A 21,300-nucleotide genomic window follows, 5' to 3' on the forward strand; every position below is an offset into this window, starting at 1 on the left:
TAAGACTTTTAGAAATGAAAAAATATATTTTATCAGCCATTCTTCTTGTTTTGATATTTAGTTCTTGCAGCGATTTGGAAGAATTGAACATTAATCCGAATAATGTACCGGAAACACATCCTCAGCTTTTGCTTACCAACATTGAGTGGAATGCTTTCCAGGTAGAAGGGGTAAATCCCATGTTTGCATCGAGAATGATAGTTCAAACTGACGGAGAAAACTCAAATCAGTTTTACAACTGGACAAGGGCTGGTTTCGATGATTATAACCAGCTTCGAGATGTTACTAAAATGATAGAAGAAGCTGAGCGTATTGAAAATACAGCGTATATCGCTTTAGGGAAATTTTTTCGGGCCTTTTATTTTTTCCGGCTCACACTGACTTTTGGCGATGTTCCTTATTCCGATGCTTTAAAAGGAGAATCGGAGGAAGTTTATACTCCGGCATATGATACACAAAAAGAAATTTTTGCTGGAATCTTAGATGAACTGAAAGAAGCAGACGAATTACTTTCAGACGACAACAGTATTATTGAAGGAGATATTATTTATGAAGGAAATACAGCTCAATGGAGAAAGCTGATCAACTCCTTCCGCTTGAAAATCTTAATGACGCTTTCAAAAAAAGTATCTGATTCTGATTTGAATGTAGAAAATAATTTTGCCGGAATTTTTAACAACTCTCCCATTATCGAATCGAATGAAGACAACGGGCAACTGGTGTTTATTGATGAATTGGGAAGTCGTTACACGGAATATAACAGTAGTAGTTATGGTTCGGCCCGCTATATGGATTCAACTTTTGTAAAAAGGCTGCAAGACAGGCATGATCCGCGTTTGTTTATTTTTTGCGGACAAACACGTGCAGCCAAAGAAACCGGTTTGGCAATTAACGACTTTACAGCTTATGAAGGTGGCGACCCAATTGCACCATACAACGATGTAAACCTGAAAGCTGTCGATGGCCTGGTTTCAAAGGTAAATCTCAGGTACACCACCGAACCGACCACCGAACCACATACATTTATCGGATATTCTGAAATGGAATTAATACTCGCTGAAGCCAGTGTCCGCGGATGGATTACCTCTTCGGCACAGGAACATTATGAAAATGCAGTTAAAGCATCTTTTGAATTTTACAGAGCAAACGCATCCGATTATGCAGATTACGTGAGCGAAACTGCCGCTGAAAGCTACCTGCAGGAATCACTGGTTGACTTTTCATCTGCTACTTCAAATGAAGAGAAGCTACGACTGATAATGATGCAGAAATACATTCCCTCTTTTTTACAGGGAGGCTGGAGAATGTATTTCGACCATCTGCGTACCGGTTATCCTGAATTCAGGATTAATGAAGGGCTTACACCTCCCACCCGCTGGATGTACCCAACAAGCGAATACCAGGAAAACAGCAACAATGTAACTGAAGCAATTACCAACCAGTTTGGTAGTGGAAACGATAAAATCAGAGCAACCCCCTGGTGGCTGCAATAAGTTCATTCTTTTTTCATAGATCTACTTCAAAGTTGGTCTGTCGGCTCTTTGTCGGCAGACTTTTCTTTTGTTATAAAATACCAAAATTCTGATGAAAAGAAGAAAATTCATAAAAAATACAAGCCTGACTGCCTTGCTTGCGAGCCCTCCTTTGTTTGTAGAAACAGGCTCTCAGGAAAAAAATATAAATTCCCTGAACCGGGTTATGCGCGAAAGCCACCGTGGATTCAGCCAGCTTTATCCTGAAAATACAATTCCTGCATTTGAAGAAGCAATTAAAACTGGAGTTGACCGCATTGAAATGGATTTGCGTTTAAGCTCCGACGGAGAACTTATGGTTATCCACGATGAAACCGTTGATCGAACAACCAACGGTAGAGGGAAAGTCATTGAGTTGACATTTTCCGAGCTTAGAAAACTTGATGCCGGTTCGTGGAAATCGTCAAAGTTTAAAGGATTAAAAATACCTGCTTTAGAAGAAGTGTTTAAAATTGCCAAAAACAATTGTTTTGTAAACATCGACTTAAAAGATGCAAACGCTGTTGAAAAAATGGCAAAACTGGCGGTTCAAATGGATATGATTGACCAAATTGTGATTACCGGGAAGATACCTGAATGCACAAAAACAATCCGCAAACAAAACAATCGGATTACTATGTTTCACGAGTTCTCTGATGATTTTGTAATTCAACACCCCAGACTTGCCGTTCAGGCAATTCGTGAGCAGCAAATCCCCGGAAGTTTAATTAACTTTAAGGCTGCCAGCAAAACCTTTATCCGGGAAAGTAAACTCCATGGTCTTTCTGTATCGGTATGGGGTGTGTTGGAAGAAACTGATATGAAAAACCTGATTGAAATGGGAGTTGACTCAATAATGACCGACAACCTTCTGCTTCTCAATAAATTATTATCGTAAATCAAATAAAAATGAAAGCAAAACTAATTTTTTCTTTACTCATTATGTTTCACGCTGTAGCTTTCGCACAGAACGTGAATAATATTCAGATGCCCGAACTCCTGAATGACAATGCCCGAAAGACCATTCATATTCCCGATATCCCAGGCTACAAAACATTAAAGTGTGATTTTCATATACATACCGTATTTTCTGATGGCATTGTGTGGCCAACCGTCCGTGTTGATGAAGCCTGGCAGGAAGGACTCGATGCGATTGCTATTACCGACCATATTGAAAATAATCCGTCAAAAAAACATGTAGGGGGCGACGACAATTCATCTTTTGAAATTGCAAAACCACAGGCCGAACAAAAAAATATTATTTTAATTCACGCAGGCGAAATTACCAGAAGTATGCCTCCGGGACATTTTAATGCCCTGTTTCTGAATGATGTTACAAAACTGGATACTCCTGATTATATGGATGCATTTAAAGCAGCCGCAGATCAGGATGCATTTATCATTTGGAACCATCCGGGCTGGAAGGCACAACAACCCGACACCTGCAAATGGTGGGAGCTCCATACACAATTGTATAAAAACGGATGGATGCACGGAATTGAAGTATTTAACGAAAAAGAATGGTATCCCATCGCGCTCGATTGGTGTATGGATAAGAATCTGGCTTCAATGGCCAATTCCGATATTCATGGAATAACTGCCGGAATGTACAATCTGGAAAAATACCACCGCCCAATGACGCTTGTTTTTGCCAGAGAACGAACAGAAGAGTCGATAAAAGAAGCCATGTTTGACAAAAGAACAGTTGCCTGGTTTGGAGATAATCTCGCCGGGAAAGAGGAATTTTTATCGGCTATTTTTACAAATGCAATTGATGCAGAATTCATAAAAGAATCAGAAAAAGGGAAAGTCTATCTTCTGAAAAACAGTTCCGATGTTCCTTTTCATTTGATTTCGGACGAAGAAACTTTTACCATTCCCAAAAACGGAGAAGTAATAGTAACCATTCGCGATTCCGGCAAAAAATACAAAATAGGGAACCTTTTTATCAAAGGGACTGAAAATCTTAATATTTCGCTCCCCCCGAAATAAATTCCTGTACAAGAAAATTGAAATAAATGTTAAAAAGATAATAAAGTATAATTCACATCGTTTTGGATACAGGAAGGCAGAAAAACAATCAATTTTAACATTACTAATTTATTTAATTCGGTATTGCCTTCCCGGAGGGACGCCAGGCGTCCCTCTTTTATTTTTGGAAAGGTTAAACTATCTGTGTTATAAAATAGCTCAATCTGTTTATAAATACTTTTCTATTTTTGGAAGATGGATCGAATTAAAAACCTGAAGGCTTTTTATAAACACTGCGACTTATGCATTCAAATTGAACCCAAATTAAAACCCGTAATCGCAAAATACGGTTATCCTCCAATGTGGCACCGGCAACCCAACTTCGCCACTTTGATTCTTACCATTTTGGAACAACAGGTTTCGCTGGCTTCAGCAAAAGCAGCCTTTATTAAACTCGAAAACCCAATTGGAGAAGTTACCCCGAAAAATATTTTACAACTGAGCGATGAAGACTTAAGAGCCTGTTATTTTAGTCGCCAAAAGACAAAATATGCCAGAATACTCGCCACCGAAATTATTGAAGGAAAGCTGGACCTTGATTCTCTGAATCAAATGGACGAACCAGAGATCCGCTCGCGGCTTATTACCATAAAAGGCATCGGTCATTGGACCATTGATATGTATGTTTTAATGAGCCTGCTGTTTGCCGATATTTTTCCCCCTGGTGATTTGGCCACCGTAAAATCGGTCTTTGAAACTGAACTTGTAGCACCAGAGAGTTCAAAAGAAGACATCATAAAATACATGGAAAAATTCTCGCCCTATCGTTCGGCGGCGACATATATTTTATGGCATAGTTACATAAAAAAACGAAATTTGATTTTGGAATAACTACAAACTTACTTTGCCGATTTTTTCTTTAACCTGGCAGAATGGAATTCACTCCTTGTCAACTAAAAAAACATAATAATTCCCTTTCTTTTATTTTTATAAGAAAATACCATGTCGGCACAAAACACTTTTATGCTTCTTTTTTTATCGTTGTTCGTTCATATCAATACAATATCAGCACAAAAAGAGCGTCCTGTAATCCTGAATTACCAAAACAGTTCAGGAGAAAAAGGAATTTCGTTTTTTGAATATGACGGAAATCAACGAATAGTAAAAGGATATTGGCAGTTACTCGATTCCAGCAGGTTTTCAAACAACTACTATTTCTACAATCATTTGGGACAATTGACAGAAAAGTATCGCGAATTTTCCGATTCAGTAACTTCCAGTGTAAAATATACATACAACAAAAAGGGATGGAAAACTGCCGAAGACTTTTCACGTTCCGATGGAGTGACAGGCAAAACTGTTTTTGAATATAAACCAAACGGCGTTCTCCAAAAAATCCGTTGCAAAAAATACAATGGCTGGTTTGACGGCGAGATCGTTTATAAAACCCGGGAAAACGAAAATCCACTTTGGGGCGAAATTTTCAGAGACAATAAAAAGCTCGGCGACATTCATTTTTACTACACTAAAAATGGAAACCTGAAAACAGAAAATTGGATAATCGAAAACTGGAGCCAGACTTTTGAATGGGAATATGTATTGTTGCCTGTTAGTTACACAAGTCCCAACGTTTTTATCACCGAAAACAACCGCAATCGATTGATAGAAGAAAACTATTCATATAACAACAAAACCGGTGGTCCCTCCTATTTTAAATACGACGAAGCTGGAAAACTAACGCAAAAAACCTTTATCCGCTCTGATGGTATAAAAACCGTTACAACTTTTGAATATGATAAAAACGGCCTGTTAAAAAAATCTTTTCGTAAATACAACGATGGTTCATCCGCAACTTTCAATTATAACTTTAACAAAAAGAGAAAGTTAATAAAGCGGAGTTTTATTCATTCCAATGGTACACAGGGCGAGGAAAACTATTTCTATTCGAGTACCGGTGAACTGGAAAAAGCTGTCTGGAAAAATTTCGACAACTGGCTAAGCGGTGAAATTACTTTTGAACATGCACAAAACGGCACAATAAAAACCGGAATTTTCAGCGGTGAAAAGTTTGACGCTACACTTGCTTTCAGCTACAATAAAACAGGAAATACCGATTGTATCATTTGGAATTTTTCTTTTGGTGAAAAGCAGGAATACCATTTCAAATACATCAATTTGTTTTAGTTTTTATGATTTTGAGTTATTTTTGAAGAAAAACCATAAAATTGATAATCAACAACAAACTTGATCATATTTTATCCGGCCCCAAAGCATTTGCAGCTACTCTTTTTGTTATTACAGGAATTTTTATCGTTTTTATGGGGCACATTATTCTGGGGCTTTCCATTGCCATTTTTGTACTTTTTCTTTTGACATCGTATTCCGGAGTTGAAATTGATACCGTCAATCACAGAATTAAACAATACAACAAATTTTTTGGGATAGTAAAAACCGGGCAATGGAAAAATATGAATTCGTTTATCGGGCTTACCCTTGTTCCGATGCGGAGAGTCAATACCATAGCCAGCCGCGCCAACATAACAAATACCACAGTAAAACGAGATTATCGGATTTACCTGGTGAACAAGGCAAAAAAACCAGCTTTTGCCATCAAAATTTGCAAAACCCGTCACGAAGCCCAAAATAGTATCGATGAATTCTCAATTTGGTTGAAACTTCCTGTCTATTCGGCAAAAAAATAAACCATCAATTCCCTTCCTTGTTAAAATCGAAAAAGAAAAAATGGAGGATTGTACATCAATTTTCTATCTCTGTTCGTTTTAGTTATTGAAAATTAGATCCATGAAACAAATATTGACGCTTATTTTAATTTTAGCGGTACTGGTTCCTGCCGGTGCCCAGCAAAAGAAAAGAGGAAAAGTAAAACGGAAATACCGCAATCCGGAGCGCGTTGAAGTTCCTGTGGCTCCGGTATTCTTGCGTGGGAAAATACGTGATGCTGATGACAATTTACTTCCGGGTGCACATGTAACCGTTTTGGGCACCAAAAAAAATGTTCATGCCAATGAAGACGGTGAATACTTTTTTTACGGACTGGAACAGGGAATTACGCGAATACAGGTTTCCTTTGTCGGTTTCCGGACAAAATCAGTCGATTTTCATCTTCAAAGCGGGAATAATTACCTCAATTTCACCCTGGATGAAGACAATATCCGGATAGATGAAATTTCGGTAACGGCGCAAAAACGCAACCAACAAATTCTGGATGTTCCCATCACCGTAAGTGGCATCGATGCAGAGTTTATGGAGGACAATAATATTACCGAACTGAGTGAACTCTCTGAATTTGTTCCCGGATTACAGGTAAGAATGCAGGGCAATAACCGGCCAAGCTTTGTCATTCGCGGATTAACCAGCGACGAGGTAAGTCCTGCCGCCCAACCACGTGTTTCGGTTTTTTATAACAACGTTCCGGTAAGCCGTGCCAGCGGCGCCTCACTCGAACTTTTCGACATGCAACAGGTGGAAGTTTTAAAAGGCCCGCAAAACACTCTCTTTGGCAGAGGGGCGCAAATCGGAGCAATTCACTACATCACCAACAAACCAACGAGCGATTTTTACGGAAATATAACAGCGGGAATCGGAGACTACAATCAACGCGAAATTAACGGAGCGATAAATATTCCGGTTATTAAAAACAAACTTATGGTGCGGGCCGCCGGAGTTTATGATTATTATGATGGATACATTGACAACACATTGGGAGGTAAACTAAACGGAAAAAATACAGCTGCCGGAAGATTCTCTGTCCGGTTTCTTCCCACTTTCAGACACAAGATTGATTTGGTTTTAAACTACCAAAAAGACGATGCTCCCGGCCTTGGTTTTATGAGCATGGATTATCCAAATACAGAAGGCAGTACCAACCCGTTTGATTACACAGCATCGTTGGAACAGGGAAACAATCTCGCCACGCAGCGGGATATTTTTGATGCAACACTTACGATGAAACAATTCAATAACGAAAATAATTTCTGGACATCAACCAGTTCGTACCATACAATTGGTGCATTTTCGCGTTGGGATGGAGATGGAACGGCCGCCGCTGCCATCGACATGAGTGAAGACATTAGTGCCCGCCAGTTCTACCAGGAACTGCGGTACAATTTTTCAAAAAACAACCGACTGAACGGAAGTTTGGGTGGAAGTTTCTGGTTGGAAAAAGCATCTCAGGATTACTGGTTTTCTACTAATGAACAGGATATGTTTCATTTACTTTTTACTACCGGTTCACTTGTTGATACTACCGGACAACCTGTTTCGATTTCCAATTTGCCTTCCGATCCCAATCTGGGAGATTTGGGAGGATTACCTCTAGCAGAAAATCACGAGGAAGAAAACATGAGCGATGCAACCAACCGCGCACTTGAAGGATTTCTGGATTTTACCTATCATTTTACACCCAAAATAAGTGCAACTGCCGGGGCCCGGATTATTTCCGAAAAATTTAAACTTTCAAACCAGGCACAAATGACAGGAGCTGATGCGTCGACGTTAGGATTTTTAACAGGAAATTATCCCAATCTTCTTTTTGCTGAAAGTGATCAGAAAGAGATAAAAGAATCGTCGTTTGCGTATACTTACCGTGGCGGATTAAAATATGCCTTTAACGAAAATACCAACGTTTTTTTCAACTACTCAAAAGGCCGGCGCCCCAAAGTTTTACAGTTTACCTCCACTGGCGAGGAGCAGGTGTTAAATGCCGAAACGATTGACAACTATGAGCTGGGCTTTAAAACAACTGTAAAACAACGTGTTTGGTTTGACGCCGGAATTTTTCATCAGGAATACAAGAATTTTCAGACTTCGGCATGGGTAGCTGAAGCCGATTCCGGTGAATTTAACTATCTGGTGAAAGACGCCGGAAAAGCAACAGCCTACGGTGCAGAAACTTCGTTAAAAATAGCTGTTCTAAAAGGCCTCGATATGTTTGGAAACTATGCCTATATTCACGCCCGGTTTGATAGTTTGAATGTGAACGGAGAGGAACAGGAATATGCGGGAAATATGTTTCGCCTGACACCCGAGCACAGTTTTGCAGTTGGCTTGCACACGCGCACCCAAATTGCGCCGGGATTATTTTTATTTGCAGTTCCTTCTTACTCCTGGCGCTCAAAAATATACTTTGAAGATGCCAACACTCCGGGCCTGGAACAAGCAGAATACGGATTACTGAATTTCAGAGGGGGAGTTGAATTGCCCGACCAGGGAATTACCATCGCCGTTTTTGGAACCAACCTTTTGGAAGAAGAATACATTGTAAGCGCCGGAAATACAGGCAGCTTGTTTGGTGCCCCGACCCAAATACCAGGTGCTCCGCGGATGATTGGCACAAAAGTAACCTGGAAATTCAAAATGAAAGAAAAACTATATTACCAGCGTAACAGGTGGAACAGATAAATATATGCTTTATGAAATCAGGAGCCTCCAATCCAAAAAAAGACCGGGTTTCACAGGCTCCATTGACCACAAAATTGTGAGTGCAAAATATACTTAATTCAATTTTTTTACACTTATTTGTGCTTCTACTCCGCCATCCCTAATTTTTTCTTTCAATTGTTGTATCCTTTCCTCTGATACATTTTGATGAGCGTAGATAGCTGCTAAATATTCCGACCTGACTTTCTCCAACCAACTCGTTGTATATTCAGAAACATCTTCCATTGAAATCGTATCTAAAAAGACGTTTTTTACTTCATTTGGATAAAGATGTATTAACAGTAACGGGAGAGAAGGTCGTTCATATTCTTTAGCTGATATATTTTTTACTCCCAGCTCCTTGTATATATCTTCAACTGCTTTTATTTGTTCTTCTGTAACTCCGTCAGCATATTGAATCAGAACATTAAATTCACCATTATACTTTTTAAAGTTTTTTTCAGCCTTTTGCCGAATATCCTTCAAATCGGCTTCATTAGAGTCTGATTTTATTTGTATAATTACAGATGTAAATTCCACATTACTTTCTAAATGCTCAACATGAACATTATTCTTATACAAAATATAATCTATATTTTTCTGCTCAGACCTTGGAATATCTTCATAAGTAACGTTTGCACGATAAAATCCTTGACTTCGTCGATCTTTATTGAACTCGTCTAATTCTCTGGTCCAATATTTTAGATTTTCTTCAAATTCTTCAAACGAATCAAATTTATGATTCTCAACAGTTACATTTCCATTTCCTTTAAAAGTAATTTTAATTGGCCCAGGTGGCGATGGTTTTCTTTCAAAAGGTAACCAGACATTTGGGGTTGGTGATTTGGGTGACATATACGAGAACCAAATGGGAACAGCTTTGTCAACAGCTTCCTGTCTTTCATCATCCAAAGCAAAATATTCCCGGTCAAATAACACCTTTGCTTTTTCATTTCTAACTTCCATACAGCCTTCCCCAATGGCTCTTATCGTGTTATTCACCATTTCAGAGGAAGAGGCAAGGTCATGTTTGTAAGAAATAATACCTTGTGAGACTTTTAATTTTCCAATAGCCGGAATTTGTTTTTCCAAATAATCAGGACCTTTTTTGCCATCCGGATTTTTGCCATACAAAAAGCTTTTCACAATTGATTTTATTTCAACTGCTTTATGATATTCTCCTTCAATCAAATATTCATCATTAGCATTCATTAAAATCACCAAAACATTATTGTCTTTTTTTAACGAGCTTTCTGTTCTTATATCAGGATCAAAAAAACCCTTCCCAATCTCTTCTGAAGTCCATTTCTCCAACCATTTCTCCTGTTCATTCTTTTGAAAAACGGATGGAATCAATTCTTCGGTTCTCTGAATCAGATCAGGCCGGGTAAAAGCCTGTAACATCAAAATAATCAGCGGGAAGAAGTACATCAGCTTAAGTCCGCCCCAACGATTTGTTTGATTATTTTTCATCATTTTCATGCGTTTAAAAATTGGTTTTTGTACAAAATGGTTTGCCATGGCAAAACGTCTTTCGCCAACAGCTTTTTTAAGAACCAACAATTGGTATCTTTTGGCATCGATGCCTTTTTGCAGAACGGCCTGGTCGGCCTGGTACTCGTGAACTAATTTTAAATCGCGCCGCAACAACCACACAAAGGGATTAAACCAGTGAAACAAAGTAAAAGCCTCAAGCAAAAACAAATCGATATGGTGTTTCTGCCTGATGTGTTCCGCTTCGTGCGCAATTAATATTTCTTGATTTGATTCGTAATCTTTTTCAGAAATAAAAATGTGTTTAACAAAAGAAAAGGGCTGGATATGATCTTTTACCACCGCCAATACAAACCGATGAAAACCAATTCTTTCAGAGCGTCTGTACAACTGGAAAATCCGAGAAACCGATATCGCCAGCCGAAGCACTAAAAAAGAAATTGCAATCAAATAGAAAACCAACCATGGATTTATATGAATCCCGGTATTTTCAGGTAAGGAAGCAATTTCTATCCCGGGCGCAAAAACCTCAACAGATGGACTTACAGGAATAAAAACTTCGCGCACAAATTCTACGGGTTTAACTACCGTTCTTTTATAAAAAAAAGGAACCTGAACAAAAGGAATCAGCGCCGAAACAAACAATATTCCCAGCAGTAAAAAACGGTTTAATTTGTGCGTTTTATCCCTGCTCATGGCCAGTTTGAACACGATAAAAAATAAAGCCAAACAAGCTGAAGATTTCAAAATATAAACAAAAAAGGGAGTCATTTTCTATTTTTTACTGTTCTCTATTTCTTCAATTAACTTTTTTAATTCTTCCAGCGAAAGATTTTCATCTTCTACCAAAAGAGAGACCACATTTTTATACGAATTATCAAAGTACTTTTTCACCACTCTCCCGAGTGTTTTTTTGCTGTATTCCTGTTTGGTAACAGCTGCAAAATATCGGTATGTATTTCCAAACTGTTCATGGTCAATAAATCCCTTTTCCTCTAAACTTCGAACAATGGTGGAAAGCGTGTTATAATGCAGTTTCTGTTCGGTGTAAAATTCCTTTAACTCTTTTACAAACATTGGGCCCTTCTCCCAAAACAGGTACATAATTTCCTCTTCCTTTTGCGTGAGTTTTTTCATAGCTAAACAACCTTCTATTATGACTCCTCTGTTTCATCCGGCATTCTTTCAAAATATCCGGCGTCAATTGCACCTGCAATAATCTGAGGCATTTGTTGCCGGAAAGCTCAAAGACGTAACGACAAAAACAGAGGCTATCTTTAAATTTGAACTATCATTTTTCAGGAACAACAAAACAAATATAACTATATTTTATAGTTTATCAACTATAAATAATAGTTATTTTACTAAAAAGAATAGTTTTCATTGATGTTGTCGTCATCAAAATTGAACCAGAACAAAGACTTAGAGACGGTTTGAAAATCGCTGACTCCAAAAAAAAGCCCGGCAAAACCGGGCTTTATAGCTACTCTACAAACAATTTTGTACTTTATTTATTCCAAACCGGCATCCTTCCGGGAGTCCATGGAGCATTTATTTTATTTAACTCAGCTTCCAATGCCGGAATATCTTGTTCAACAATTTTTTTCAAAGCATTTAAAACGGGTGGGAATTCCTCAGCAAGAATTTCATAACCTTCTTTTTCAGTTGTGGTTATTCCGCTTGTTGAACCGTAATGTGCATAAGTAATATTGCCTAACCTGTCGTTGATTGGCACCTGGGTCGGCGGAACTTCTTCACCGCTGGCTTTGGCCGGAACACCATTCATTTTGAAATTGAGTTCTTCCAGTTCTTTACCCAGCGCCCGCGCTTTATCCATCAATTCCTGACTGGCAGCCGGCGTTGAATAAATGGCTTGTTTAATATGCTCCACTCTTGAACTCATATCCTCAATCATCTGCCCGGTTCCAACCACTGCAATCGCAAGTTTGCTCACTTTTTGTGCAAATTCAACATTCTCCTTATAGTTTCCTGCCGGCAGAGTAGTATTGTTCAATTTTTTACAAACAAATTGAACCGGCTCTGCCAGAGTAGTCAACTCCCCTTCGTGCCACATCTGCAAGCCTACTTTGTATGTTCCCGGCATGGCCAGAATTCCACCTCCGCGACGGCCACCACTTGCTACAGAAGCCGGATTAAAACTGCCGTTTACTCGAACGCTTGTTGGCATAGAATAACGTAAATCCCAATTGATTCTGTTTATTCCTTTTGATGGGGAAGTTGTGATTTGTCTGACTTCATTATCATTTGCGTCATAAATGGTAAAAATCAGATGACTTGGTTCTTCCTTATCTTCCAGTTGCAGTTCTCTCCAGGTAGGTTGCGGAATCGGTTTTCCTTCTTTAAACAATTTCTTTTCTTCTTCCTTTCGAAGTTGTTTTTTAGTTTTCGGAACTTCTTTCAAATAATAGGTAAATGTGGCTCCGTATTCCGGATTTGGTGCCTTGAAGTATGTACTCCCCTGGTTATCCTTGTTACTGTCCTGAATATACAACAGCGCGTCTTTTACGGGAAATATTTTTGCCTCCAGTGCCGCCATTTCGTATGAAACGTCGCGCAGCGGGCTGTAATTATCAAGAATATAAAATCCACGACCAAATGTAGCCAGCACCAGGTCACTTTCACGTTCCTGTATAGCAATATCGCGAACGGCAATGGTCGGAATTCCGGATTTTAACTGCACCCAGTTTTCACCGTTATCAATTGTAAAAAACACACCAAATTCAGTTCCCGCAAAAAGTAATTCGGGGCGAATAAAATCCTGAACAATGGTATGAGCTGTTCCGTTTTCAGGAAGATTGCCACTAATGGAAGTCCAGGTTTGTCCTTTATCGGTACTTTTATAAACGTAAGGTTTAAAATCGTCACGTTTTAAATTATCAAAAGTGGCGTAAACCACATTTTTATCAAAACGATCGGGCCAAATGTCACTCACATAAGTATACTCCGGCACATCGGGAAATGATTTTACCTGTGTCCATGAATCGCCTCCGTTTTCGGTAACTGAAATCACTCCGTCGTCGGTTCCTGCATAAAGTAAACCTTCTTTAACAGGCGATTCTGCCAGCGATACAATGGTTCCCCACTGCGATGTTGAAACGTCTTTTGCAACTGCGTTTGCCGGCCAGTATTTTCCCATTACCGGGAAACTATTCCGATCCACCTGAGCTGTTAAATCGTCACTGATAACTTTCCATGTATCACCACGGTCTTCGCTTCTGAAAACTTTGTTCGCAGCCATATAAACACGAGTTCCCTTGTGCGGGCTTACAAATAATGGAGCATTCCAGTTCCATTTGTACGTCAACTCTTCTTTTCTCTCGCGTGGTTTAATATTAATGGATTCTTTGCTCTTTTTGTCATAACGATATACATTTCCATATTGGTATTCGGTATAAACGATATCGGGATTTTCCGGTTCGGTAGCCACCCAAAATCCATCGCCGCCTAATGTAACAATCCACTCATCATTGATCACACCATCGCGCATAATATTTTGAGAGGGCCCTCCCATTGAGTTATTATCCTGCGTACCACCGTACACATTGTAAAAAGGTTTCGCATTATCCACATGTACACGATAGAACTGAGTAACAGGAAGATTTTCTTTGAAATCGAAAGTAGCGCCTGAATCCCAGGTCTCATAAATACCTCCGTCTCCACCTATCAAATAATGTTCTGTATCAGCAGGATCTATCCAGATGGCATGGTCATCAACATGTCTTCCGTCGGTACTGATTCGATTCCAGTTTTTTCCGGCATCAGTTGTAACCCTCGACACAGTTTCTGTTGAATAAACCTTGTCCACATCCTTGGGATCGCAAACTATTTCGTTATAATATTGCCCGCTTGAATGATAGTCGCTCATTTTCTCCCAGCTTTCTCCTTTATCAGTCGAGCGAAAAAATCCACCTTTATCTTCGGCCGCTTCTACAATTAAATAAACAACATTGGGGTCAACCGGCGAAACATCAATTCCCATTCCACCAATGTCAACGGATGGAAGGCCTTTCATAACTTTTCTCCAGTTTTCGCCACCATCGGTTGATTTATAAACTGCTGATTCCGGGCCACCTCCGATTTTTGTAAACGATGTTCTGCGACGTTGTTCTGCCGTAGCGTACATAATGTCAGGATTGGAAGGATCCATAAGAACATTGTTTACTCCTGTATTCTCACTTATTTCAAGAACTTTATTCCAGGTTTCACCCCCATCAACGGTTTTATATAAACCACGGTCGCCACCGGCGCCCCATGCAGAACCTTCAGCAGCAACAAAAACAACATCTGAACTCCGGGGGTCAATCACAATTCCACCAATCTGACGGCTCCCTTTCAATCCAACATTTTTGAAAGACTTACCTCCATCCAATGATTTGTATACTCCATCTCCATATCCTAATGCACGTTGATGGTTATTTTCACCGGTTCCAACCCAGACCACATTTACATTATTGGGATCAAGTTCTACAATTCCAATAGAATAAGCTCCATAACTATCAAAAATGGGTTTCCATGTTGTTCCGTTATTCGTTGTTTTCCAAACATTACCGCTTGCTACACCTACATAATACTCTTTGGGATTGTCGGGATTTACGGCAAAATCGGCAATTCTTCCACTGGCCCAGGCTGGTCCGATATTGCGGAATTTTAAACCGCTCACCAAACTGCTGGTGATAATGGTATCACCCTTTGCTTTCGTTTCTTCTTTCTTTTTTCCAAAAGTCACTGTCGAAACAAAAAAAACAGCAACCAGAATAAGTACAAATCTTCTCATAATCATTTATTTAGTTTAATATTTTTTCGGGATATTCAGCAAATTCAAAAACAAACTCAAAAAATACAAATGAAAAACTAAGTCAAACAGGACGAATGTCACGATACACACATTTTTTTCAGAAAAATATATCTGCATCGAGACACAAAGCTTTCGTATTTTGAAAATGCTTAAAAACCGGAAACAAAATCATAAGTCCCGGACCCAATCCGGTATACAACCCTGTTTTTGTCCAATTTTATGAATTTAAAAATATCGCTGTTATTCAAAGGCAAACCACCTTCCGTAACTGCAGCAACAGAATTACCGGGAATATAAACAATTGCTGAAGTATTGGCGGGGATTTCAACTTTCCAGCGAAACTTATTGTTTGTTTTTTCCCAACTACTTTTGATTAAACCATAATTTGAACGGTAACTTGCGTTTACAAAATCAAGTCCGTCAATTATTTCAGGTTTCATAATAATTTGCTTAAACCCGGGAGCCTCAGAACCGGATTTTATTCCTGCCAAATTTTCGTAATACCAAATCAATAAATCGCCAAGCATCATAACGTGGTTATACGAATTCATATCGGGTGCTGCCGAGTTTCCATTCCATAACTCCCAAATTGCAGTTGCTCCGTTTTCGATCATATATCCCCAACTCGGATAAGTCGTATTTGTTGCCAGTTGATAAGCCAGGTCTGCCCGGCCGTTTTCCGTTAATGTCCGCATCAACCACTGCACTCCAATCATACCAGTGCTAAGATGTCCGTCATTCTCTTTTTCAATTATTTCAACAATGGTATTAAATACTTTTTGCTCATGACTCCCGGGAACCATGCCGAAATAAAGAGGTAATAAATTTTCAGTTAATTTATTTTCACCATAAAACGAACTCCGGGAATTAAAAAAATGCTCGTTAAACCCTTTTTTTATTTTTTGGGCTAATTCTTCATGTACCTCCATATCTTCAACTTGTCCGGAAATGAGAGTAAATTTCTGCATTAATTGCATAAAATAATAATAGTATGCTGTGGCAATCAAAGTGCTAGGGTATTTTACATTAGCTGTTTTTCCCATTCCTTCTTCAATGGTAACAGGGGGCTCACACCAGTCGCCATAACTATCTTTGGTTACTATAAAATCATTATTCATGTACCTTTCTTTCATATACTCCAGCCACTTTTTCATGGCAGCATAATTCTCCACGATTCCGCGTTCATAACCAAACTGAGTGTAAAGCATATCGGCCACCATTAAAAAAGTGCCGGGCCAGGTCATGTTATCAGAGTAGTATTTCCAATACGCCGGAGCCACATCGCAAATGCTGCCATCTTTTTTTTGCGAAAGACGAATATCATCAAGCCATTTTGCATATAAATTCTCATTTCCAAAAAGGAAACTTTCTCCGTAACAACCAATTGCACGATCGCCCAGCCAGGGCTCCCTTTCATTTCGCTGCGGACAATCAACCGGAACTCCTTTGTAATTCCCGTTTATTCCCCACCATGCATTTTTAAAAATCTGGTTAAGTAATAAATTTGAACTCTCAAAAGTTCCACTGTTTTCAACGTTATTGTAAACAACTTCGCCGATAAAATTTGTCAAATCCGGTTTTCCAGGGTAACCGGTAACCTCGACATAACGAAAACCATGGTAAACAAAAGTCGGATTCCATTCTTCTGTCCCTTCACCTTTCAACGTATAAACATCAGTTGATTTTGCATCCCTCAGGTTGTCGGTCGCAATTTCATTTTTGTCGTTTACAATTTCGGCAAATTTCAAGCTTATCTGTTCTCCTCTCTTTCCACGCACTTTAAACCTTATCCAGCCCACCATATTTTGCCCCATGTCGAGTACGAATTTCTCTGGTGTCAGATGTGTGATTGAAACCGGTTTAACAGTTGTCATTACACTCATATTTTTATTCATCTGTGCTTCTATGTCTCCCGGAGGGCCATCGACCACCTCGGCTGCCAACCAGCTTTTCTCGTCAAAACCTACATTGTTCCATCCCGGCATTTCTTTACGTGCGTCATATTCTTCGCCATCGTATTCGTTGTTGCTTCGAATCGGCCCGTCGGCAGTTCCTTTCCACGTTTCATCAGAAACAACAAAATCTTTTGTCCCATCGGCGTAATCTATTTCAAGCTGAAACAGCATTTTAGGATAACCAAAATCCTTTATTTTGTAGAATTTATATTTACGGCAAGAATAAAATTTGCCGTTTCCCAGAATTGTACCGATTGCGTTTTTGCCCGGTTGGATCTCCCCGGTAACATCAAAAACATTGTATTTAACATTTTTTAAAAAATCGGTTGGCGTGGGAGCCAACTCCTGGGTTCCAATTTTTTCGCCATTAAAAAACAATTCATACAAACCAAGCCCTACAATGTAAGCTTTTGCTGACAGTACTTCTTTTTTTACTTCAAACTCTCTGCGAAAATATCTTGCTGAGAGTTTTGAAAAAACAGCCTCCTCATCCCAGGGAAAAGCACGCTCAAAACCAATCCATCTACCCGTCCAACTATTTTGATACCTCAAGCCCACCGACCAAAATGCCGGCTCGCTCCATTTACTTTCACCTATTGGAGTCCAGACCTTTACCTTCCAGTAACAGGTTTCGCGTTCTTTTAAGTTGCTTCCCTTGAATAAAACGTTTACCGACTTATCCGAATATACCTTCCCTGAATTCCAGACATCGCCAATATCTTCCTTCAACTTTCCGGGACTGGATGAAACAATAATTTGATAATGTGTTTGGACAATTCCTCTTTGTTCGCCTGTAATTTCCCAACTCAATCGAGGGTTTCGGGCCTCAACAGCCAGAGGATTGACACGCATCTCGGTTTTCAGGTTTTCAACCTTAACGTCAAATGCCAGTAAATTTTGGGCTGCTAAATCAAAAATCAGAAGAAAAATAAGCCAGACTTTTTTCACGATTCAGGAATTTAAGTAGTTATTCCCAAATGTAAAAAATTAGTTTATTAAATCGAAGCGTTTGTGTTCGGCATAAAATCCAGGGAGAAAAATCTTAATAAAATACAAACTAAAAGTTCAGCACCTCTTTCAGGTTCTTGTAACCGGTTTTACTTACTTTCAATTTTGTTTTATCATGTAAAATAACAATATAAGATTCCTTTTCATATTGCTGTATCTCACTGATTTCATCAACTTTAACAATATAGGAACGGTGAATACGAATAAAATCATTGGGATTAAGAGCGGCCTCAAAATACTTCATCGTTTTTTGTTTCATATAACGCCCTTCTGTTGTATAAATCATTACATAATCGTCCATCGATTCTATATACCGCACCTGATCGACCGGAGAAATATGAATTTTGTGGCGATCTTTCACCACAATCCTGTCCAGATATTCTTCTTTTGGAAAATCGCTGACTTTATCCGCAACATCGGAACTTACGCCCTCTTTTTGAATTCGTTCGACTACTTTATCAACTGCTTCGATCAACCTGTCTTTTGAATAAGGTTTTAACAAATAATCGGCGGCATTATATTCAAACGCTTTTAACGCATATTGGTCATAAGCAGTAGCAAAAATTATATTGGGTTTGTGTTCCAGTAACTCTAACATTTCAAATCCGGTAATTTTGGGCATCTGTATATCAAGAAAAACCAAATCCGGTTTTAGTTCGTTGATCACCTTTACCCCTTCAAAACCATTTTCACATTCTCCAATAATTTCAACTTTATCAATCGATTTTAAAAATGATTTTAACAGATTACGGGCTAATTCTTCATCCTCTACAATTACAGTTTTTAGTTTGTCAGTCATAACACTTTATTTTTGCGGAATAGTTAAAGTTACTACAAATTCTTTTTTGTTATCTGAAATTTTTAATAATCCCGGGTTCCCGTATATAATCTGAAGTCTCTCCCGAATATTTCGAAGTCCTATTCCCTCTCCTTTTTTACTGAGTACATTTGGATCGTAGGTGTTTGATATAATTACTTCCAGTCCCTTTTCCGTCATTGTACTGACCGTTTTTAGATCAACGGGATCGGTAGCTTCGTAAACACCATACTTAATTGCATTTTCATACAACGGCTGCAAAATCATATTTGGAATCTCGGCTTTAAATGACTTTTCATCAATTTCAAACGAGGGATTCAGTTTTTTCCCAAACCTCACTTTTTCAATATGCAAATACAATTTGTTATTTTCCAGTTCCTGTTTAAAAGAAACTTTTTCATTTTGATTATGTTTTAAAGAATACCGCATCAATTGCGACAAATTGATAACCATCTCCTGCGCCTTTTCAGGATCGGTCATGGTCAAAGACGAAATACTGTTCAGACTGTTAAAAAGAAAGTGAGGATTTATTTGAGACTTTAGTGCATGGAGTTCAGCTTCTTTTACAAGCGCCTTTAGTTTTCCTTCGCTTCTTAGTTTTTCTTTAAACCCGTTGTAATAATTAATTGCATAAAAAAATACAACATATATGGTATACATTGCATACCCGGTAAAAATACCGTTGGCCATTCTGTTTTGCTCGAACCAACCAACCGGATCGGGGTGGAATAACTTGATGGTAACAACACCAAAATACATCCATATAAATATGATAATTGATGCAGCAATTGCGTGGGCAAAAACAACCCTCCAAAAACTGTTATTCTCGAGCGTACTGAATTTAATAACATACCAGATAGCTGCACCGATAACTGCAAATGAAAGCATAAAAGCACATACCTGAACAATTGCCTCAACCGCATTAAAATTATTACTTATTGTTAAAACAAGAATATTTGCCACTGCCGCAGCTACCCAGAAAAGACCGTAGTAGATTGCTATTCGGGAGTTGGTTATAAACGGATGCCGAAAGTCCATCGTTGATGTTTAGTAGTGTTTAATTTCGACACCGCCAAAAGCAGTAAAACCTTTTATAATCAATGTTTTTGACGGATCCGAGCTTACCTGATGGGGTGACGCTCCACGCTTGTCCGAGAAACCGCCAAAAACAGCTGTTACTTCGTTTTTGACAGTCCAGTCGGGCGGAACTTTAAATCCACATCCTCCAAAAACCGAAACAGAATCAATTACTGCGCCGTTGGAAGATAATTTTGCATTCCGAAGATCATATTCAGCTCCTCCGAAAATCGTTGTTATTTTACCTCCGTAAAAATTCAGGGAGTTAATAAAAACCTCTCGCCCTCCAAAGACAACAAAATCGTCGAAATAATCCATCCCCAGATTACTTCTGTCGTGCATAACCGGCTCATTCTTCTTTCGGTGCGTAACTAAAAGAATGACCCCCAGAGCAATAATCAAAATTGGCCATCCAATACGTCGCAATTCATAAGGAATGGTTACAATTTCAGGAATAAGGAAAAAGCCTCCAAGAACGACCAGGATTGTCCCACTGGTTCTGTTTCCTCCAATCAGGGAAAAAACACCAATACCAATTAACAGCATTTGCCAAGATATAAATATGTCGTCCCAGATGTCAGGAATCAAATCCAAACGTTCCAAAATCCAGAATCCCCCAATTGCAATCAAAAATAATCCGAAATAAATTCTTTTCCCCGATGAATTATGATGTTCCATTTTTTTCTTATTTACTGTTTCAAATATACCTTTCTTGCCAAACTAATCATTAAAAAACTTTAGTAAAATTGAAGATTGTGTATTATCGACACAACTTCAAATTCGTTTTACCACCATTGCCAGCCCTATTCCAATTAAAAGAACCGGAAAAATCAAAGAAAATGTTAGCCCGGGGAAATAAAATAGTTTTGGTAATATAAATATCCCCCCGATAACGATAAAAACAATCCCAAGAGATCGTTTTCCTGCAAGCAAAACCAAACCTACAATTATTAAAATCATCTGCCAGGAGAAAATAAAATGTCCCCATCCGTGAAAAAATTGTCGGATAGGAAAGAAGATGTTCTGCCAGTTAATATCAGGCAGATTAATATAAAACCCCAGTTTTCTGAGAATCCACAAAACTCCTATTCCAATTAAAACGAATGCTAAAACGATTCTCGAATTGTCTTTTTGTGGTTTATTTTCCATGTTGCGGTATTTAAACTATTTATAAAAACAAAAGTAAAACACCCACCTCAACGAGTCACTTAA

At 38.7% G+C, this 21,300-nt stretch carries 15 protein-coding genes; 7 read left to right on the forward strand and 8 right to left on the reverse strand.

Features of this window, described 5'->3' with window-relative positions; all coding sequences use genetic code 11:
• Positions 1-14 precede the first annotated feature (14 nt).
• From K5G00_RS10650 to K5G00_RS10680, 7 genes are all read left to right on the forward strand, one after another.
• Positions 15-1,493 (forward strand): SusD/RagB family nutrient-binding outer membrane lipoprotein, encoded by a 1,479-nt coding sequence (locus K5G00_RS10650; RefSeq protein ID WP_238766147.1) that lies wholly within the window; start codon positions 15-17, stop codon positions 1,491-1,493.
• A 91-nt stretch (positions 1,494-1,584) separates the two neighbouring features.
• The gene (locus tag K5G00_RS10655) at positions 1,585-2,409 is read left to right on the forward strand and encodes a glycerophosphodiester phosphodiesterase (protein WP_238766148.1); all 825 of its coding nucleotides are present in this window, start codon (positions 1,585-1,587) and stop codon (positions 2,407-2,409) included.
• Positions 2,410-2,420: 11 nt separating this feature from the next.
• Complete coding sequence (locus K5G00_RS10660; protein ID WP_238766149.1) at positions 2,421-3,503, forward strand: hypothetical protein; 1,083 nt, start codon at positions 2,421-2,423, stop codon at positions 3,501-3,503.
• A gap of 234 nt (positions 3,504-3,737) precedes the next feature.
• Positions 3,738-4,373, forward strand: a complete 636-nt coding sequence (locus tag K5G00_RS10665; protein ID WP_238766150.1) for a DNA-3-methyladenine glycosylase family protein — start codon at positions 3,738-3,740, stop codon at positions 4,371-4,373.
• Positions 4,374-4,484: 111 nt separating this feature from the next.
• A complete protein-coding gene (locus tag K5G00_RS10670; RefSeq protein ID WP_238766151.1) occupies positions 4,485-5,666 on the forward strand; it encodes an RHS repeat domain-containing protein in 1,182 nt (393 codons plus the stop codon).
• A gap of 41 nt (positions 5,667-5,707) precedes the next feature.
• Positions 5,708-6,184, forward strand: coding sequence for a hypothetical protein (locus K5G00_RS10675; protein ID WP_238766152.1), 477 nt, complete (start codon positions 5,708-5,710; stop codon positions 6,182-6,184).
• A gap of 100 nt (positions 6,185-6,284) precedes the next feature.
• Positions 6,285-8,903 (forward strand): TonB-dependent receptor, encoded by a 2,619-nt coding sequence (locus K5G00_RS10680; RefSeq protein WP_238766153.1) that lies wholly within the window; start codon positions 6,285-6,287, stop codon positions 8,901-8,903.
• Between the two features lie 93 nt (positions 8,904-8,996).
• On the opposite strand, the gene K5G00_RS10685 is transcribed toward K5G00_RS10680, so the two are convergent.
• From K5G00_RS10685 to K5G00_RS10720, 8 genes are all read right to left on the reverse strand, one after another.
• A complete protein-coding gene (locus tag K5G00_RS10685) occupies positions 8,997-11,111 on the reverse strand; it encodes a M56 family metallopeptidase (protein WP_238766154.1) in 2,115 nt (704 codons plus the stop codon).
• 78 nt (positions 11,112-11,189) lie between these two features.
• Positions 11,190-11,552 carry a BlaI/MecI/CopY family transcriptional regulator gene (locus K5G00_RS10690; protein WP_238766155.1) on the reverse strand — a complete coding sequence of 121 codons (363 nt, stop codon included), beginning with the start codon at positions 11,550-11,552 and terminating at the stop codon, positions 11,190-11,192.
• Positions 11,553-11,922: 370 nt separating this feature from the next.
• Positions 11,923-15,210 carry a VPS10 domain-containing protein gene (locus tag K5G00_RS10695; RefSeq protein WP_238766156.1) on the reverse strand — a complete coding sequence of 1,096 codons (3,288 nt, stop codon included), beginning with the start codon at positions 15,208-15,210 and terminating at the stop codon, positions 11,923-11,925.
• A 170-nt stretch (positions 15,211-15,380) separates the two neighbouring features.
• Positions 15,381-18,134 carry a glycoside hydrolase family 78 protein gene (locus K5G00_RS10700; RefSeq protein WP_238766157.1) on the reverse strand — a complete coding sequence of 918 codons (2,754 nt, stop codon included), beginning with the start codon at positions 18,132-18,134 and terminating at the stop codon, positions 15,381-15,383.
• Positions 18,135-18,243: 109 nt separating this feature from the next.
• Entirely contained in the window at positions 18,244-18,993 is a 750-nt protein-coding gene (locus K5G00_RS10705) for a LytR/AlgR family response regulator transcription factor (RefSeq protein WP_238766158.1), read from the reverse strand.
• A 6-nt stretch (positions 18,994-18,999) separates the two neighbouring features.
• Positions 19,000-20,049 (reverse strand): sensor histidine kinase, encoded by a 1,050-nt coding sequence (locus tag K5G00_RS10710; RefSeq protein ID WP_238766159.1) that lies wholly within the window; start codon positions 20,047-20,049, stop codon positions 19,000-19,002.
• A 9-nt stretch (positions 20,050-20,058) separates the two neighbouring features.
• On the reverse strand, positions 20,059-20,766 hold the full coding sequence (locus K5G00_RS10715) for a LiaF transmembrane domain-containing protein (RefSeq protein WP_238766160.1): 708 nt from the start codon (positions 20,764-20,766) through the stop codon (positions 20,059-20,061).
• A 96-nt stretch (positions 20,767-20,862) separates the two neighbouring features.
• On the reverse strand, positions 20,863-21,237 hold the full coding sequence (locus K5G00_RS10720) for a LiaF transmembrane domain-containing protein (RefSeq protein ID WP_158864386.1): 375 nt from the start codon (positions 21,235-21,237) through the stop codon (positions 20,863-20,865).
• Positions 21,238-21,300 lie beyond the last annotated feature (63 nt).

It is taken from the genome of Maribellus maritimus (assembly GCF_022267315.1).
In the GTDB taxonomy this organism is placed as follows: domain Bacteria; phylum Bacteroidota; class Bacteroidia; order Bacteroidales; family Prolixibacteraceae; genus Draconibacterium; species Draconibacterium maritimum.

Coding starts and splice junctions, on each gene's coding strand:
- K5G00_RS10680 (WP_238766153.1), top strand. CDS start 6,285: ATGAAACAAATATTGACGCTTATTTTAATTTTAGCGGTACTGGTTCCT.
- K5G00_RS10655 (WP_238766148.1), top strand. CDS start 1,585: ATGAAAAGAAGAAAATTCATAAAAAATACAAGCCTGACTGCCTTGCTT.
- K5G00_RS10710 (WP_238766159.1), bottom strand. CDS start 20,049: ATGGACTTTCGGCATCCGTTTATAACCAACTCCCGAATAGCAATCTAC.
- K5G00_RS10665 (WP_238766150.1), top strand. CDS start 3,738: ATGGATCGAATTAAAAACCTGAAGGCTTTTTATAAACACTGCGACTTA.
- K5G00_RS10715 (WP_238766160.1), bottom strand. CDS start 20,766: ATGGAACATCATAATTCATCGGGGAAAAGAATTTATTTCGGATTATTT.
- K5G00_RS10720 (WP_158864386.1), bottom strand. CDS start 21,237: ATGGAAAATAAACCACAAAAAGACAATTCGAGAATCGTTTTAGCATTC.
- K5G00_RS10690 (WP_238766155.1), bottom strand. CDS start 11,552: ATGAAAAAACTCACGCAAAAGGAAGAGGAAATTATGTACCTGTTTTGG.
- K5G00_RS10695 (WP_238766156.1), bottom strand. CDS start 15,210: ATGAGAAGATTTGTACTTATTCTGGTTGCTGTTTTTTTTGTTTCGACA.
- K5G00_RS10685 (WP_238766154.1), bottom strand. CDS start 11,111: ATGAGCAGGGATAAAACGCACAAATTAAACCGTTTTTTACTGCTGGGA.
- K5G00_RS10670 (WP_238766151.1), top strand. CDS start 4,485: ATGTCGGCACAAAACACTTTTATGCTTCTTTTTTTATCGTTGTTCGTT.
- K5G00_RS10705 (WP_238766158.1), bottom strand. CDS start 18,993: ATGACTGACAAACTAAAAACTGTAATTGTAGAGGATGAAGAATTAGCC.
- K5G00_RS10650 (WP_238766147.1), top strand. CDS start 15: ATGAAAAAATATATTTTATCAGCCATTCTTCTTGTTTTGATATTTAGT.
- K5G00_RS10660 (WP_238766149.1), top strand. CDS start 2,421: ATGAAAGCAAAACTAATTTTTTCTTTACTCATTATGTTTCACGCTGTA.